A 15,869-nucleotide genomic window follows, 5' to 3' on the forward strand; every position below is an offset into this window, starting at 1 on the left:
TGCAAAACTATTCAAAAGCAGATTTTCTGTATTATTTTCGATATTAAGTTTATACGTTGTCCTATCCTTTATCATAAGGCTTATCTTTATGATCTGGTCTTCCCAAGATCTGGACCTTAATCTCCTTCATATTGTAAGGGCATTTTTCACTGGATTCAGTTTTGACATTGCCGTTGGTGCATTATTCCTGTTTTTATACGCTGTGTATCTTTTGCTGTTTCCAAAAAAATGGATCGGCTCCAAATTCGACAGGATCTTCACTTATTTTTATCTGATCCTTATCCTCATAATCATCTATTTCAGTCTTTTGGCAGAGATTCCTTTTTGGGATGAGTTTGGTGTCAGGTTCAACTTCATTGCGGTAGATTACCTGATCTACACTTATGAAGTGATAGAGAATATCAACCAGTCTTATCCACTTCCGGTCATTTTCGGCGTTTTGGTAGCTTTGGTTTGGCTGACACTATTTTTTCTTAAAAAGAAGGGTGCGTTTAGACATGCCTTTTCCGACAAACGATCTATCTCTATCCGTTTGAGATTCGCATTTCCTGTTTTGCTCATTGGCATCGCTCTAGGAACATTTTTAAAAAACAAACAGGCCGAATCGACAGACAATCTGGTGATCAATGAATTAGGGAAAAACGGTGTGTTTTCATTCTTCACGGCCTTCAAAGCGAATGAGTTGGACTATATGACTTTTTATCCCAGCATTCCTGATCACGACGCTTACAAGGTTCTCAAAACGGATCTTCTTCAAAACAATCAAACCTACGTGACCAGCCAATGGGACGACATCTCACGTTCCACGAAAGGAGAACAGGAACAGAAACCCAATATCATACTGATCACCATAGAGAGCTTCAGCGGCGAATTCCTTCAGGCTTTTGGCAACAAAGACCATATTACGCCTAACTACGACAGACTTGCCAATGAGAGTATTTTCTTTACAAACCTCTACGCCACAGGCACCAGAACCGTGCGTGGCATGGAAGCATTGACCCTATCTGTTCCTCCAACGCCGGGAAACAGCATTGTAAGGCGTCCTAATAATCAGAATTTATTTTCCATTGCAAGCATTCTGAAAAAGAAGAACTACCAGCCCTATTTCATTTATGGCGGCGACGGTTATTTTGACAATATGAATAACTTCTTTGGCGGTCAGGGATTCGACATTGTAGATAGAAACAGAGGAAATGCGCTGTCTGACGACATCAAAACAAAACGTTTCCAGATCCCGGATCAAGAGGTCAGCTTTGAAAATGCCTGGGGTATCTGTGACGAGGATCTCTACAGACAATCTATAAAATATGCCGATAAAAACAGCAAAGCTGGCAAGCCATTCTTTGAGTTTGTAATGACGACATCCAACCACAAACCGTACACCTTCCCGAAAGGTAAAATAGACCTGCCGCAAGGAGACAGAAACGCCGCCGTGAAATACACAGATTATGCGTTGGGCAAATTTTTGGCTGAAGCGAAAACCAAACCTTGGTTTCAGAATACAGTGTTTGTGATCGTGGCAGATCATTGCGCCAACAGTGCTGGGAAATGGGAGATCAACATAAAAAACCACCACATCCCTGCAATCATCTACAATCTGAAACTACAACCTGAAAAACTCACGCGCCTTACCTCCCAAATAGATGTGATGCCGACTCTGTTTGGTTATTTGGGCTGGAATTACAATAGCAGTTTGTACGGAAAAGACATCAACCAAACCAAACTGGGAGAAGAACGTGCTTTTATCGGCAATTACAGAACACTTGGAATGCTGAAAACCAATATCTTTACGCAGATTGATGACAGAAAAAGGGTGAAACAATTTGATGTTTCGGGAGCAGACCAGACCTTTTCAGAAATTAAGAACCAAAACAAAACATTAGTTTCAGAAACAATTGCTACCTACCAAACTGCCAGCGAAAGATTCAAGAATGGAAAAATGAAAGCCCAATAAGCGACAAAAGGAATTGAATTTTAAATATCTTCCAATTCTAATATAAAATTTGAATGAAAAATAGCGAGCAACCCATAAAATAGTGCCGGTAACAAAACTGTTTTGCCTGATGAAGGAAGTCTGATCTTATTGGGCAGCCTTGCAGTCTTTCCTATTATTAATATACAAAGAGATCCACTATTGGATTGCTGTTCTTTTTGCAAGATGCCTGGACACCGCATATGGCGATTCAAGTAAAAATTTGGGTTTTCGCGATATATTCGGATTGGTGATCAATGGAGCAATGTTACGGATGGCGCTAATTCTCCACCATTTCACAAAAATCATATCGGTCACTCAACTGGTGATGACTTAGAATAATAGGCGGAATTGTTGCGCAATATGACGGAACAAAAGCGTTTTCCGAAACCGACTTCACAGAAGATCTGCAGGCGGTTGACATTCCTGTTTTGGCTCTTCACGGAGAAGACGATCAAATCGTGCCTATCGAAAATACCGCTTTAAAAGCAATTAAGCTATTAATAAACAGACCTTAATAATACATCCAGGCTTCCCGCATGGCTTGCCAGTGACAGAAGTAGCGACAATCAATACTGATCTTTTGGAATTTATTGAGGCTTGAGCGGATTCTAAACATGACGTTAATGGGTGAACCCATCGGTTTGTCCTTTTTTTGTTTCTAAAAATGAAAAAATGATGGTGACTTTGACAGTAATAATACTTAATTTGTAACTTATTATTTTGAAATCTAAATGAAAACAGGCTTTACTCCATTTTTTGTCGCCCTTATTGTCGGGACTTTTCAAGCGCAGACCAAAGATACATTAGCAGAAAAAATATTGATTTACCAATTACCCATCGGGGCTTGGGGAAAACAATTGCATGACGGCAAAAGCGTCAATTACAACTTGCCAGTAGATCAAAATCTGTATGACAAAATAAAAGCCACCGGTGATGCGCATGCCACGATCGACAATAATGCGACGACGAGAGAAATCAATGTTTTGATCAAGGCTTACAAGACGACAAAAAATCCAGCGTATCTATCAGCCGCAGAAAAAGGAATCAACTACCTACTGGCAATGCAGTATGACAACGGCGGTTTTCCGCAGTATTATCCAAATAAATCGATCTACAGAAAGCAGATTACATACAATGACAACGCCATGATCAATGCCTTAACGGTTCTTTACAACGCTGCAGAAGGTAAAAATGATTTTGATGTCATTACCTCTGAATTAAAATTAAAATCAAAAACTGCAGTCAAAAAAGGCGTTGACTGCATCATCAGTAATCAAGTTTCGCAAAACGGAAACCCTACAATCTGGGCCGATCAATATGACGAGATCACTTTAAAACCAGCCAAGGCCAGAGCGTTCGAACCCATATCGTTAGCCACCGGAGAATCTGTAGGCATTGTAAGATTTCTGATGACCCTAGCAATAACACCAACCATTGAAAAATCAGTAACTGCAGCTATCAAATGGTTCAAAGCGAACAAAATAGAAGGTTACAGCTATAAGGTTGTGAAAGAAAATCACAAAACAATCCGCGTTCTATCAGAAGAAAAAGGTGCTGTGATCTGGGCAAGATTTTATGAAATTGAAACCAACAAACCCATCTTCGGTGATCGTGATAACAGTGTGAAATATAACTATCAGGAAATATCGGAAGAAAGAAGAAACGGATACAGCTGGTACAACGATTCTGCTGATAAACTGATTACCAGAGACTTCCCACAATGGCTAACTCATAACCAACTTTCTCAGTCAATCTTATAATCAGTTAGTGTTAAAAAATAAAATTTGTTTGGTCGGTAAGGTCTTTTAGTTGTAGTTTTGCTAACGCTGTTAGAAAAATAAAATAATGGGCTTACACGAACGTCGTCAAAGAGAAAAAGAATCTATCCGGGCAAATATTTTGCAGGAAGCTTTCAACTTGGCCAAAACGGAAGGTTGGGCTTCACTTTCTATCCGCAAAATCGCAGACGCTATAGAGTACAGCGCACCTGTGGTTTATGATTATTTTGAAAACAAGGAAGCCATCTTGTATGAGATTTCTTTAAATGGTTTTCATCAACTGCACATCGAACTGCTGAAAGCTCAGAAGAAACATGAGACGCCGGAAGATCAGCTGACAGCAATCGTAGACGCTTATTGGAAATTTGCTTTCAAGAACAAAGAATATTACCAGCTGATGTTTGGTCTGGGAATGCAGTGCAGCGGAAAAGGAATGATGAAGGAAGAGTTTTCCTCTTTTCAGGATATGCTCTATGAATGCACTCTGGAAATCATCAATAAAAAAGGATCAAATCCTGCTAATGCCTGCCACTCTTCTCACGCCTTGTTCTCAGCAGTCCACGGATTGATCTCGATTATGATGATGAGAAATGATGATATCCCTTCTACCATGAACAAAACGACACTGGACGAAACGGTTTCAGCTTTTATAAAATCATTGTAATTTTTTTGGGATCAGAAAATTAACACTGTTAGTAAAATTAACATCACATTAAAACAAAGTCTTTTTATGGATTCGATCTTTTATCAATCAAAAGCGGCTTATTAAATTAACACTGTTAGATATACTAACTATTTTAAATCATATTTTAAATCATATTAAATTAAACCATTATGGAAACAAAAATCTAAGCAAAACGGAATGTTATATTTTTTTGAACAAATCATTAACACTGTTAGGAAAAATAACTACAAAACTATTAAGAACACAGCTAACTTATTCTAAAAATTCAAACTTCAAAATGAAAACTATTACTAAAATAAAAATGATCATACTTTTATCAAGTATCTTGCTTTTACAAAACTGTACCAAGGCTGCAGAAGGTGCAGGAACAACGGCACCAGCACCGGAATTACCAGTTTATACGGTCATTACATCCAACACATCTACTTTTCAGGAATTCCCCACCGCTTTGGAAGGGAAGAATAATGTCGAGATCAGGTCACAGGTTGATGGCTACCTGGACAAAATCTTTGTGGAAGAAGGCGCATTCGTAAGAGCAGGACAGCCTTTATTCAAAATAGATTCCAGGTCTTACGGCGAACAGGTGAATATGGCAAGTGCCAATCTACAAGCGGCCAACGCCAACATTCAGAAAATGAAAGTGGAAGTTGACCGGCTCACCACTTTGGTGGCAGAAAAAGTGGTTTCTGATGTTCAGCTGAAAACGGCAAAAGCCAATTACGCAGTAGCAGTGGCAACAGCAGCTCAGGCAAAAGCTTCTTTGAGTGGCTCCAGGATTACTAATGGTTTTACAACTATCACGGCACCTGTCAGCGGTTATCTCGGCAGAATTCCTTACAAAAAAGGAAGTTTGATTTCCAAAACCGACGCTACTCCACTGGCTTTCGTTTCGGACATCAGTGAGATCTATGCTTACTTCTCCATCAGTGAAATCGATTTTATCGCTTTTCAAAAGAAATATGTAGGTGCAACCCTTGAAGAAAAAATGAGAAACATGCCATTGGTTGATCTCATCATTGCGGACAATACAACGTATCCTGAAAAGGGAAAAATGAAAATGATCGATGGGCAATTCGATACAAGCACAGGCGCAATCACCGTTCGTGCCACCTTCCCCAATCCAAACGGAACTTTGAGAAGTGGTAACACAGGAAAAGTAAGAATGCCTCAACTGTTATCAAATGCCGTGGTCATCCCACAAGAATCGACCTTCGAAATTCAGGACAAAACTTACGTTTATGTTCTTGGGAAAGATAAAACGGTGACCAGCAAACCAATCACGATCTCTGGAAAAACTGACAATTATTATTTCATTTCCGAAGGACTTAAAAAAGGCGATCAGATCGTTTTCACAGGTTTGGGCAACCTAAAAGACGGCGCCGCTATCAAACCCAAAATGATCTCTTCTGACAGCCTATTGACATCAACACCTCTTTAGCTAATGGCAAATGGCTTCTTGCTAATGCCTTCCAATTCGATTTAAAAAAATGAAATTATTTAACCAAATACTTTTATAGACCTGAGCTTTTACAAGAATTGAAGCACGCTTTTTAAAGCAAACCGCTAACAGCAAACCGCTAACAGCAAACTAAAACTATACTTCTTATGTTCAAAAAATTCATAGAAAGACCGGTACTCTCAACGGTTATTTCGATCATCTTATTATTATTGGGATTGCTTTCGGTGTTCCAATTGCCGATTACATTGTTCCCCGATATTGCGCCGCCAAGTGTTCAGGTAACAGCTTCTTATCCCGGAGCAAATGCCGAAGTTGTGGCCCGTTCCGTAGCCAACCCAATCGAGGAAGCCGTGAATGGTGTGGAGAATATGACTTATATGACATCCAATTCCAGTAACGATGGATCGATGACTTTGAGTATCTTTTTCAAACAGGGATCAGATCCTGATAACGCCGCAGTAAATGTTCAAAACCGAGTTTCCAAAGCGATGAGCCAGCTTCCGCAAGAGGTTGTTCAGGCAGGGATTTCGACTCAGAAAGTTCAAAACAGTTTCATTATGTTTATGGGAATCACGAGTGACGATCCTAAACAATATGACGAGCTTTTTCTTCAGAACTATATGAAGATCAACATCATTCCGCAGTTGCAGCGTATTCCTGGAGTTGCCCAGGCTCAGGTTTTCGGGTCTAAGGATTATTCCATGAGAATCTGGCTGAAACCAGACCGTTTGGCTAACAATAATTTGTCTCCTCAGGAAGTTTTGGCTGCAGTCAAAAACAGTAATCTTGAAGCTGCGCCGGGACGGTTCGGACAAGGAAGTAAGGAAACTTACGAATATATTTTAAAATACAAAGGTAAACTAAACAAGAATGAAGATTACGAAAATATCGTTGTCAAATCCAATAGCGATGGTTCGTTCTTAAGATTAAAAGATGTCGCAAGAGTAGAATTCGGATCCTACAGTTATACCGCTGCGAACAGAGTTGATGGCAAGCCGGTAGCAGGTTTTGCGATTCTTCAAACTGCCGGATCTAACGCCAATGAAATCTTGACTGAAGTTGAAAGACAGGTTGAAGAATTCAAAACAACGCTTCCAAAAGGTGTAAAACCGATCATTATGTACAACTCCAAAGACTTTTTGGATGCGTCTATCCATCAGGTTGTGGAAACTTTGGTCATTGCATTTATCTTGGTTTTCATCGTTGTTTATATTTTCCTTCAGGATTTCAGATCCACTTTGATTCCGGCGATTGCAGTTCCGGTTGCGATTATCGGGACATTTTTCTTCCTGAATTTATTCGGATTCAGCATCAATATGTTGACGTTGTTTGCATTGGTTCTGGCCATTGGTATTGTCGTGGATGATGCGATTGTGGTTGTGGAAGCTGTCCATTCTAAGATGGAACATACCGGATTACCAGTTGATCAGGCCACCAGAGAATCGATGAGTGAGATATCGGGCGCCATTATTTCGATTACTTTGGTGATGTCCGCCGTGTTCGTTCCGGTTGGCTTTATGCAAGGACCAGCGGGTGTTTTCTACAGACAGTTTGCTTTTACTTTGGCGATTGCGATTTTGATTTCAGCCGTCAATGCCTTGACATTAAGTCCAGCTTTGTGTGCCCTTTTACTCAATGATCCTCAGGGAGAACACGGCGAACACCATCAAAAAACAGGTTTTGGAGCGAGATTTTTCAACGCTTTTAACACCAGTTTTAATAATCTGACCAAAAAATATATTTACAGTCTTAAATTCTTAATCAAAAACAAATGGGTGAGCGTTGGCGGACTTGTATTGATCACAGCTATCACCATTTTCCTGGTTAATAAAGCACCTTCAGGATTTATCCCAACGGAAGATCAAGGTTTCGTTTTATATGCCGTGAATACGCCTCCGGGAAGTTCATTGGAAAGAACCAACAAAGCAACGAAACAGATCGACAAGATCGTACAAGGCGAAAAAGCAACCAAACATCTTTGGGTAGCAGATGGACTGAATTTCATCAGTAATGCCAATGCATCGCCCTACTCTGCTGGTTTTATCAAACTGAAAGATTACGAAGACCGGGGCGACGTGAAAGATCCGGATCAGATTGCAGCGGGATTGACGGGAAAAGTATCTCAGATAAAAGACGCGAGTGCTTTCTTTTTCAACTTCCCAACGGTACAAGGTTTTGGTAACGTTTCCGGTTTCGAATTTATGCTCCAGGATAAAACCAACGGTTCTTTTGAGCAATTGGGAACTACCACTCAGGCTTTCATCGGAGAATTGATGAAACGTCCCGAAATTGCCTTTGCATTCACGACTTATGCAGCAGGAAATCCCCAGTATACCATTCAGGTTGACGCGGATAAAGCCAATCAGCTAGGCGTTTCAGTAAGCGACTTGATGCAGACGATGCAGATCTATTACGGAAGTAGTTTCGTTTCAGATTTCAACAGATTCGGGAAATATTACAGAGTAATGGCTCAGGCCGATATTCCTTACAGAACGGATGCGAACTCGCTTGAAGGCATTTATGTAAAGAATAATCAAAGCGAAATGGTTCCGGTAAAAACTTTAGTGACTTTAAAAAGGTCGTTCGGACCGGAAACTGTTACAAGAAATAATTTGTTTAATGCAGTAACAATCAATGGAACACCGAAACCAGGTTACAGTACCGGAGATGCAATCAAAGCGGTGGAAGAAACTGCTAAGGAATCTTTGCCAAGAGGTTACGGATACGAATGGACAGGCATCACGCGTGAAGAGAGACAAACCGGCGGACAAACGGCCTTCATCTTTATGTTGAGTATTTTGTTTGTGTACTTCTTGTTAGCTGCACAATACGAAAGTTACATTCTGCCTTTCGCCATCATTTTGACAATTCCGACGGGTATTTTCGGAGTGTATGCTTTTACAGGTTTGGCTGGCATTGATAATAATATTTATGTCCAAGTTGGACTGATTATGCTTGTCGGATTACTGGCAAAAAATGCGATTCTGATTGTGGAATTTGCCGTTCAGCGACGTAAAGCGGGCAAGACTTTAATTGAATCAGCTTTACAGGCTTCGAGATTAAGATTGAGACCGATTTTGATGACGTCATTTGCTTTCATTATCGGGATGTTGCCATTGGTTTGGTCGCAAGGTGCGGCGGCGAAAGGAAATCATTCAATTGGAATCAGTACAGTTGGTGGGATGTTCACGGGTGTTGTATTTGGAATTTTCATCATTCCGGTGATGTATGTGATTTTCCAATATCTGCACGAGAAAATGCCTAGCAGAAAGAAACGCAGACTTAAAAAAGAAAAAGCGGCTTTGAATTATATTTAAAAAGGTGAATCAAAATTTGATGCGTGGTTTTTATGACAAAACCGCAGCCCGACTTGAATGGAGCTCTTTTTGTGAGGAGGTACGACGAGCAAAAAAGCGGGAATGGAAGGCGGAAATAGCTGCCATAAAAAAAATAATAAATAGCGATTCGATGGCGTCAAAAGCTGCCCAAAATAAGACATTAATAATTTAAAACTAAAAGAAAACAAATGAACATCATAACTAAAATAAAAGAGATTTTGGTGGCAGTAATTGTCGCAGGAGGCGCGGTTTCCTGTATGCCAAAATTAGCTTTAGACAAAGTAGGTGCGGAGTTGCCGGAGACATTCAAATACACGGCAACGGCTGACACAGCGAGCATTGCAGATTTGGAATGGAAACAGTTTTTCAAAGATCCCATCTTGCAAAACCTGATCGAGAAAGGCATCAAGAACAATTATGATTTGCAGATCGCTTTGAGACAAGTGGCTTCTTCACAAGAACGATTGAATCAGTCAAAATATCTGCAATATCCGGACATCAGTTTTGGAGTTTCGGGACAGATTTCCAGACCATCCAAAAACAGTATGAATGGGCAAAGTCTGAATCTATTTCTTGGTCAAAGTCACGTTGAAGATTACAATGCGGCCTTTAACCTAAGTTGGGAAGCGGATATTTGGGGCAAGATCAAAAACCAGCAGGAGGTTTCCAGAGTTCAGTATTTACAAACTTATGAAGCTTCAAAAGCCATTCAAACACAGGTTGTTGCGGCCATTGCACAAGGCTATTACAATCTTTTGATGCTTGATAAACAGATGAATGTCGCGAAAGCTAATCTCGAACTCAGCAGAAACACCTTGGATGTGACTGAGAAAATCTGGAAAGGCGGCGAAACGACGTCTCTTGGCGTTCAACAAGCAAAAGCCAGAACCGAATCCACAGAACTTCTCATGACGCAACTGGAACAGAATATCGCCATTCAGGAAAATGCACTGAGTATTTTGGTGGGGGAAAATCCAACGAAAATCAGCAGGAACATTGAAATGTCTGACTCGTCTTTACCACAGAATATCTCAGCCGGAATACCCGCTGCAATGGTAAGCCGCCGTCCGGATGTCCGCCAGCAGGAATTGGTTTTACTGGAATCTAATTCTTTGGTAGGAATTGCTCAGGCTAATCTGTATCCTGCATTGAAAATTACTGCAAACGGTGGCGTGAATTCATTCAAAATTGATAATTGGTTTCAGATTCCGGCGTCATTGTTCGGTTCTGTTTTAGGCGGAATGACGCAGCCCATTTTTCAGAAGAGACAACTGAAAACGGATTTGGCTGTGGCGAAGATCCAAAGAGAAAAGAATGTCTTAGCGTTCCGTCAATCGGTTTTAAATGCTGTTGGTGAAGTTTCTGACGCGTTGGTTTCCAATGAGAACCTGAAACTACAGGAAGCGAAAGCTTCTGAGCAAGCGACTACGTTGAAAGGCGGCATCAAAAGTGCCGAACTGCTTTACAAAGGCGGAATGGCGAATTACCTGGAAGTGATCACGGCTCAGGCCAACGCACTACAGGCAGAATTGAATCTGGCTTCTATCAAGAGACAGAGACTCAGCAGTATTGTTGATCTGTATCGCGCTCTAGGAGGCGGATGGAAATAAAGAAAGTGTATGTTATTTTTTGTTAAAAGTTACTTCGGTAACAGAAATGGTCGGAAGCACTTTCCGGCCATTTGTTTTGCAATCTATTTATCCATAATCATTTAAATTTAAATACTTAGATAGAAAATCCAGTTAATTCCGCTGATACAAAGCAGATATTAAAATATTGGAACATCTTTTGTGTAGATTTGAAACTGACAAAAAATGAGTTGATGGACGAAAAACTACTGGATAAAAAACACATGCGGAAACAATGGTTTTGGGGAATAGGAATTACGATTCTTGTTCTTATTTTGGCATTTCCTTTTGCCTTTGATTTTTATCTGCAACGGAAACTTCCGGATGTTATCAATGAAAAGACCCCTTACCAGATTGAACTTCAAGATTTTTCATTGAGTTTGCTGAAAGGGAATTTCACGGCCAATGATTTGAAAATTTCCACTAAAAATCCGAAAGACTTTTCTGTCACCCAAATCAACGGTACCATCAAGCAGGTAGAGATCCACGATTTTTCGATCTGGAAAGCGCTGTTTCACAAAACTTATCACGCCAATCAACTGTTACTGACTGATTCTAAAATCAATATAAGATTGGCACCGAAAAAGAAAAGCGAGAAGAAGCAGAAAAAGACGACGGACATCCACATCAACAACATCTTGATTAGCAATGTATTTGCTGATATCAAAAATGCGGACGGAAAACCTGTTTTTGCAGGAGAAAACATCAATATCAAACTAAAAGACATCAAACAAAGCGATAACGATTCTAAAATCCCGATTGCTTTTACGGAATTTAAAATCGATGCAAAACGCGTCAAGATTGGCGTCAATGAGTTTTATGAAGTAGATGCGGATCAGATTTTGGCAGCCAATAAAACATTGGAACTGAAAAAATTCCATCTGAAACCTTTGCAGAGTCCAAAAAAATACAATGCGAAAAACATTTTTGATTTTTATGCCGAAAATCTGTTGGCAAAGGACTTCGCCATCAGTCAGGATTCTTTGATCGTTGCTGATATGATCTTTAAAAACCCCGACCTCAAAGTCACTTCCACAGGAAAAAACACCGTCAAAAAGGAGAACAATCCGAAAGAGATCGATATAAAAATCGGCTTGAAAAACATCAGTTTCGAGAAAGGGAAAATGGTGGTTCTGCAATCTGATCTTGACAAAACAGCGTCGATAGATCAGTTCAATTTCAAACTCAGCGGTATTGTTTTCGACAAAAACACAGTGAAAGAAAAAATCCCTTTCCGCTTCACCAATCACGATATCGAGGCGGAAAATATTTACTTTAAAGCCAATCAACTTCAGGCTGTCAGAATTAAAAAAATCGATTCGCACGATTCTCACATCCTGTTTGAAAAAGTTCAGGTTTCGGCATTGGTAAAATCTGCTGATAAAGATCTTTTCAATATCAATACAGATGAAATTAAAATCATCCATAATCAAACAAAATATACCGGTCAAACACTGAATATCCTGATGGATGGTATAGAAATCAAATCACCAGATATTAAAATAATTGCCTCGCATCACCAGCAAAAATCAGAACCGGAAAAATCCACTGCTGCACTACCCGATTTTGCTGCAAAGATTGGATACGTTACCATTTCTGATGGACAAATCACCCAAACCAAACTAGGAAAACAGAAATTAGCGGTTAAAAAATTCGACATCAACTTACAAAAGTTATCCTCCACCACCGCAGATTTTAAAAATAGCAATCCGTTTACCATCGGAAAAAGAACCATCACTGCGCAGAAAATTACTTTGGATGCCGGAAAATATTACAGCCTAAAAATTGCCAACCTGCACAACTCTGGCAACAAAACAGACATCAAAGAAGTAAACTATATTCCCAAATATTCTCGCGCCGGCTTCAGCAAAGTGATCACTAAAGAAACTGACCTTTATACGATTTTTGTGAAACACATGGCCATCACGGATAGAAATTCTAATATGTTTGGAAAAACACTGATCGATATTGATAAGGTAGAGATTGATGGTTTGAATTGTAACATCTACCACGATCTTGCGCCGGCAGATGACCACGACCCAAGGATTTTATTCAGTAAAAAGCTGAGGAATGTCAAGATGCCAATGTTCATCAAAACCATTTCTATGCGAAACTCTGCGCTTGTTTACGAGGAAGATGCGGAGAATGGGAACATTCCGGGGAAACTCACCTTTGACCAATTTAGGATTTTGATCAATAACGTCAATAATGGAAAAATAAAAGGACGACCGACTGTCATCACTGCAGATGCGAATTTTGCTTTTTACAAAAGTGCGAAAACCAATGTATTATGGACATTTGATGTGATGAATATGAAGGACGAATTCACCATCAAAGGGAATATCCAAAAACTATCTGCGGAGAATGTCAATCTGTTTGTAAGACCGTATCTGAATGTCACACTCGACGGAAATATCGACTATTTGAAATTTGATTATTATGGAAACGATGCAGGAATTGGAGGAAAATTTTATTTTAAATATGATCATATGTACGTCAATCTTCTCAACAAAAAAGGAAATGAGAGAAAAGTCCTGTCCACTGTTGCCAATTGGTTTGTAAAAAATGAATCCAAGGGTGAGCCTACGCACGTTGTTATCGAGAAAAAACGTGATCCAGAAAAAAGCTTTTTTAATATGCTGTGGCAGGGCATTATGGAGGGACTAAAAAAATACGTCATTTGATTTTTCTTATTATATAATTAACAATTAATTAATAAAAAATCATTCATAAGGACTTATTTTTGATATATCCTTAAAAAATAAAATATATGAAAATTTTTGATGTTTACATTCGTTCTGTCTATTTTGAAAAAGGAAAGGTAGGAATGCTTAAACTCTCGACAAAGCACTTTCTCTTTGGCATCATCAACCTACCATTATTGGTCATTTGGTCTGTTTGGAAAGGCATTTCCAGTAATTGATATGGATCTATCTGGAACAATCTTTATTTGGTCTGTAAGCGAAGAAGAGCTGCTTGTAACGCAACGCCAAAGACAGATGTCAACTTGATCCTGTGTTTTTGTTTCTTGACATTCTAAGTCTCGTCATAAACACATCCAAACGTCCTCCCACAAAATAATTAACGAAAGGTCACACCAATACTTTTCAATAACAATGGTTTTTGAGATACGAAGGTCTAAACTTTACCGAGAAAAATCAAGTGCGTGCAATGGATTACCAATTCCGGACCATCACCTTTCCTACCATAAAAAAACACGGTCAGATTTTGATCGTGTTTTTCTATTTTCAGTGGGCGTAAGTTGCTTTATTTTGATAAACGTTCATTGCCGCAATTCTGTTTTTGCTATAAACAAGTTCGACGGAAAACGATGAGATCTCGTAGAGTACAAACTTCAACTCATCTTTGACTGTTTCGGTCATCAGATGACCTTGGTTCAGAACAATGTCACACTGGGATTGATTGGGTAGATTTTTGAAATCATAGTAAGAAATGTTCATAATGGTTGGTTTTAAATTGTTTGTTACTAATTACTTAACACCACACAATTTCTTTGCCAAATTGAGACCAGTCTACCTTATTTCCAAATTAAATCCCAAAGAAAGCCATGAACAGAAAGCTAATCAGAAGTATTGTTTTCATACTTCATTTTATTGATTACCGGATTGGCATACATTTCCAGAAAACGCTGTTTCAAATCCACATCAGAACTGTCGATTCGCAGGTCCAGTCTGCGTTCAAACAACTGTTTTTCGTCCACTGTATAATGCATAGCAAACCGGTCGGTATTGTGAAGCAGGTCATAAGCAATATATTTTGTAGGCCACAGCCTGTAATTCTGAATAATAGAATCATCTATAATCTGGGCAATAGCCTGTAACTGTCTGTTTTTGTTGTCACATTGAGATGCAATGTTGTCCAGCTCCTTGTCAAGAATCTTGCCTGCGTGGAGATGGATGCGCTTTTTCTGACCCAAAACGCCACTCAGCATGGTCGTAAAATCTTCGTTATCGTCTTTGACGTAGAGTTCATTCCTGGATTTTGCCATCAGTTGCGGCATTTTCAAAGAATCGGTAGGATCATATTCATAAGAAATGGATAAGGGAACGATTTTTAAAGTTTTAAAAAACTCGGTAAGAGAACGTTCGCCAGCAGACATTGCCAACATTTTCAAGACGCCTTGTTGGGTCATATCATTGCCGTCCTTGGCCCGTCCTTCTCGCTGTGCCATCCATACAGAGCGGTTCTCTTGTATCAAAAGGCTATAAATATATTCTGATAAAGTTCTTGAACTGCTCAGCTGTTCCCTAATGGAGACCCCTCTCTGAACCAAAAAATTGCGGTTCAGCTTGGCCAAAATGTGCAGAAATGGTTTCTTCACCAGGTTATCGCCAATGGCCGATGATGTCATTACAAAGCCGCCATTTAATAAAACTAAATTCAGTAATGAGGTATCCAAAACGATATCTCTGTGGTTGGAAATAAAAAGATAAGACTGGTTTTTATCCAGATTTTCAAATCCAGAAGTCGTCAAACCTTCGGAACTTCTTTCAAGAATCTGAAGAACAGTCTGAGAAATAAACTGGCTTTGAAAATCATTAATAGAATGGATTTTTTTGAATTCATTGATCCAAAAATCTTCATCCCGATCAGGAAATGTAAAACTCATTAACGCTTTCATCATTGGATGCCTTGCGACAATCTGCAAAGAAGCATTAACTTCATCATCATAAAAAGGCCTGATCTCATCAAACTTCGACATAGTTCTATTTAAATTAAGGATTTGCAAAAAAACGAAAATTTATCGAACTCACCTTACGATTCCTCACGAATAGAAATTTTCTAATTGATTTCAAATGCCGAGCCACCATTAAAGCAGTTCATAATAGGTGATCAACGAAGATGATTGATACTGTTTATTTTTTATTTTGCAGACCGAATAATGATCTGTCAAGATCTCATTACTCGGCTTCGTAAACTATCAGGACAGTCTTTTTTTGAAATTCTAAAACAAGTCTTGCATTCTGGCAAAATGACGATTGATA

At 39.3% G+C, this 15,869-nt stretch carries 9 protein-coding genes; 7 read left to right on the forward strand and 2 right to left on the reverse strand.

Features of this window, described 5'->3' with window-relative positions; all coding sequences use genetic code 11:
• Positions 1-88 precede the first annotated feature (88 nt).
• From F564_RS0104465 to F564_RS19825, 7 genes are all read left to right on the forward strand, one after another.
• Positions 89-1,954, forward strand: a complete 1,866-nt coding sequence (locus F564_RS0104465; protein ID WP_228373855.1) for an LTA synthase family protein — start codon at positions 89-91, stop codon at positions 1,952-1,954.
• 752 nt (positions 1,955-2,706) lie between these two features.
• Positions 2,707-3,735 (forward strand): pectate lyase, encoded by a 1,029-nt coding sequence (gene pelA, locus F564_RS0104470; protein WP_028121560.1) that lies wholly within the window; start codon positions 2,707-2,709, stop codon positions 3,733-3,735.
• Positions 3,736-3,820: 85 nt separating this feature from the next.
• Positions 3,821-4,417, forward strand: a complete 597-nt coding sequence (locus F564_RS0104475) for a TetR/AcrR family transcriptional regulator (RefSeq protein WP_028121561.1) — start codon at positions 3,821-3,823, stop codon at positions 4,415-4,417.
• A gap of 298 nt (positions 4,418-4,715) precedes the next feature.
• Positions 4,716-5,876 (forward strand): efflux RND transporter periplasmic adaptor subunit, encoded by a 1,161-nt coding sequence (locus F564_RS0104480; protein ID WP_028121562.1) that lies wholly within the window; start codon positions 4,716-4,718, stop codon positions 5,874-5,876.
• Between the two features lie 167 nt (positions 5,877-6,043).
• Positions 6,044-9,214: an efflux RND transporter permease subunit gene (locus F564_RS0104485; RefSeq protein WP_028121563.1), complete on the forward strand. Its 3,171-nt coding sequence runs from the start codon at positions 6,044-6,046 to the stop codon at positions 9,212-9,214.
• Between the two features lie 209 nt (positions 9,215-9,423).
• Complete coding sequence (locus F564_RS0104495) at positions 9,424-10,845, forward strand: efflux transporter outer membrane subunit (RefSeq protein ID WP_154656804.1); 1,422 nt, start codon at positions 9,424-9,426, stop codon at positions 10,843-10,845.
• A gap of 212 nt (positions 10,846-11,057) precedes the next feature.
• Positions 11,058-13,547 carry an AsmA family protein gene (locus F564_RS19825; protein ID WP_028121565.1) on the forward strand — a complete coding sequence of 830 codons (2,490 nt, stop codon included), beginning with the start codon at positions 11,058-11,060 and terminating at the stop codon, positions 13,545-13,547.
• A 564-nt stretch (positions 13,548-14,111) separates the two neighbouring features.
• Here the strand turns inward: F564_RS19825 and F564_RS0104510 are convergent.
• Together F564_RS0104510 and F564_RS0104520 are read right to left on the reverse strand one after the other, a co-directional pair.
• Positions 14,112-14,324: a hypothetical protein gene (locus F564_RS0104510; RefSeq protein ID WP_028121566.1), complete on the reverse strand. Its 213-nt coding sequence runs from the start codon at positions 14,322-14,324 to the stop codon at positions 14,112-14,114.
• Between the two features lie 119 nt (positions 14,325-14,443).
• Positions 14,444-15,586 carry a 1-acyl-sn-glycerol-3-phosphate acyltransferase gene (locus F564_RS0104520; RefSeq protein WP_028121567.1) on the reverse strand — a complete coding sequence of 381 codons (1,143 nt, stop codon included), beginning with the start codon at positions 15,584-15,586 and terminating at the stop codon, positions 14,444-14,446.
• Between the last annotated feature and the right edge of the window lie 283 nt (positions 15,587-15,869).

Source organism: Epilithonimonas tenax DSM 16811, assembly GCF_000428485.1.
Taxonomy (GTDB): Bacteria; Bacteroidota; Bacteroidia; order Flavobacteriales; family Weeksellaceae; genus Epilithonimonas; species Epilithonimonas tenax.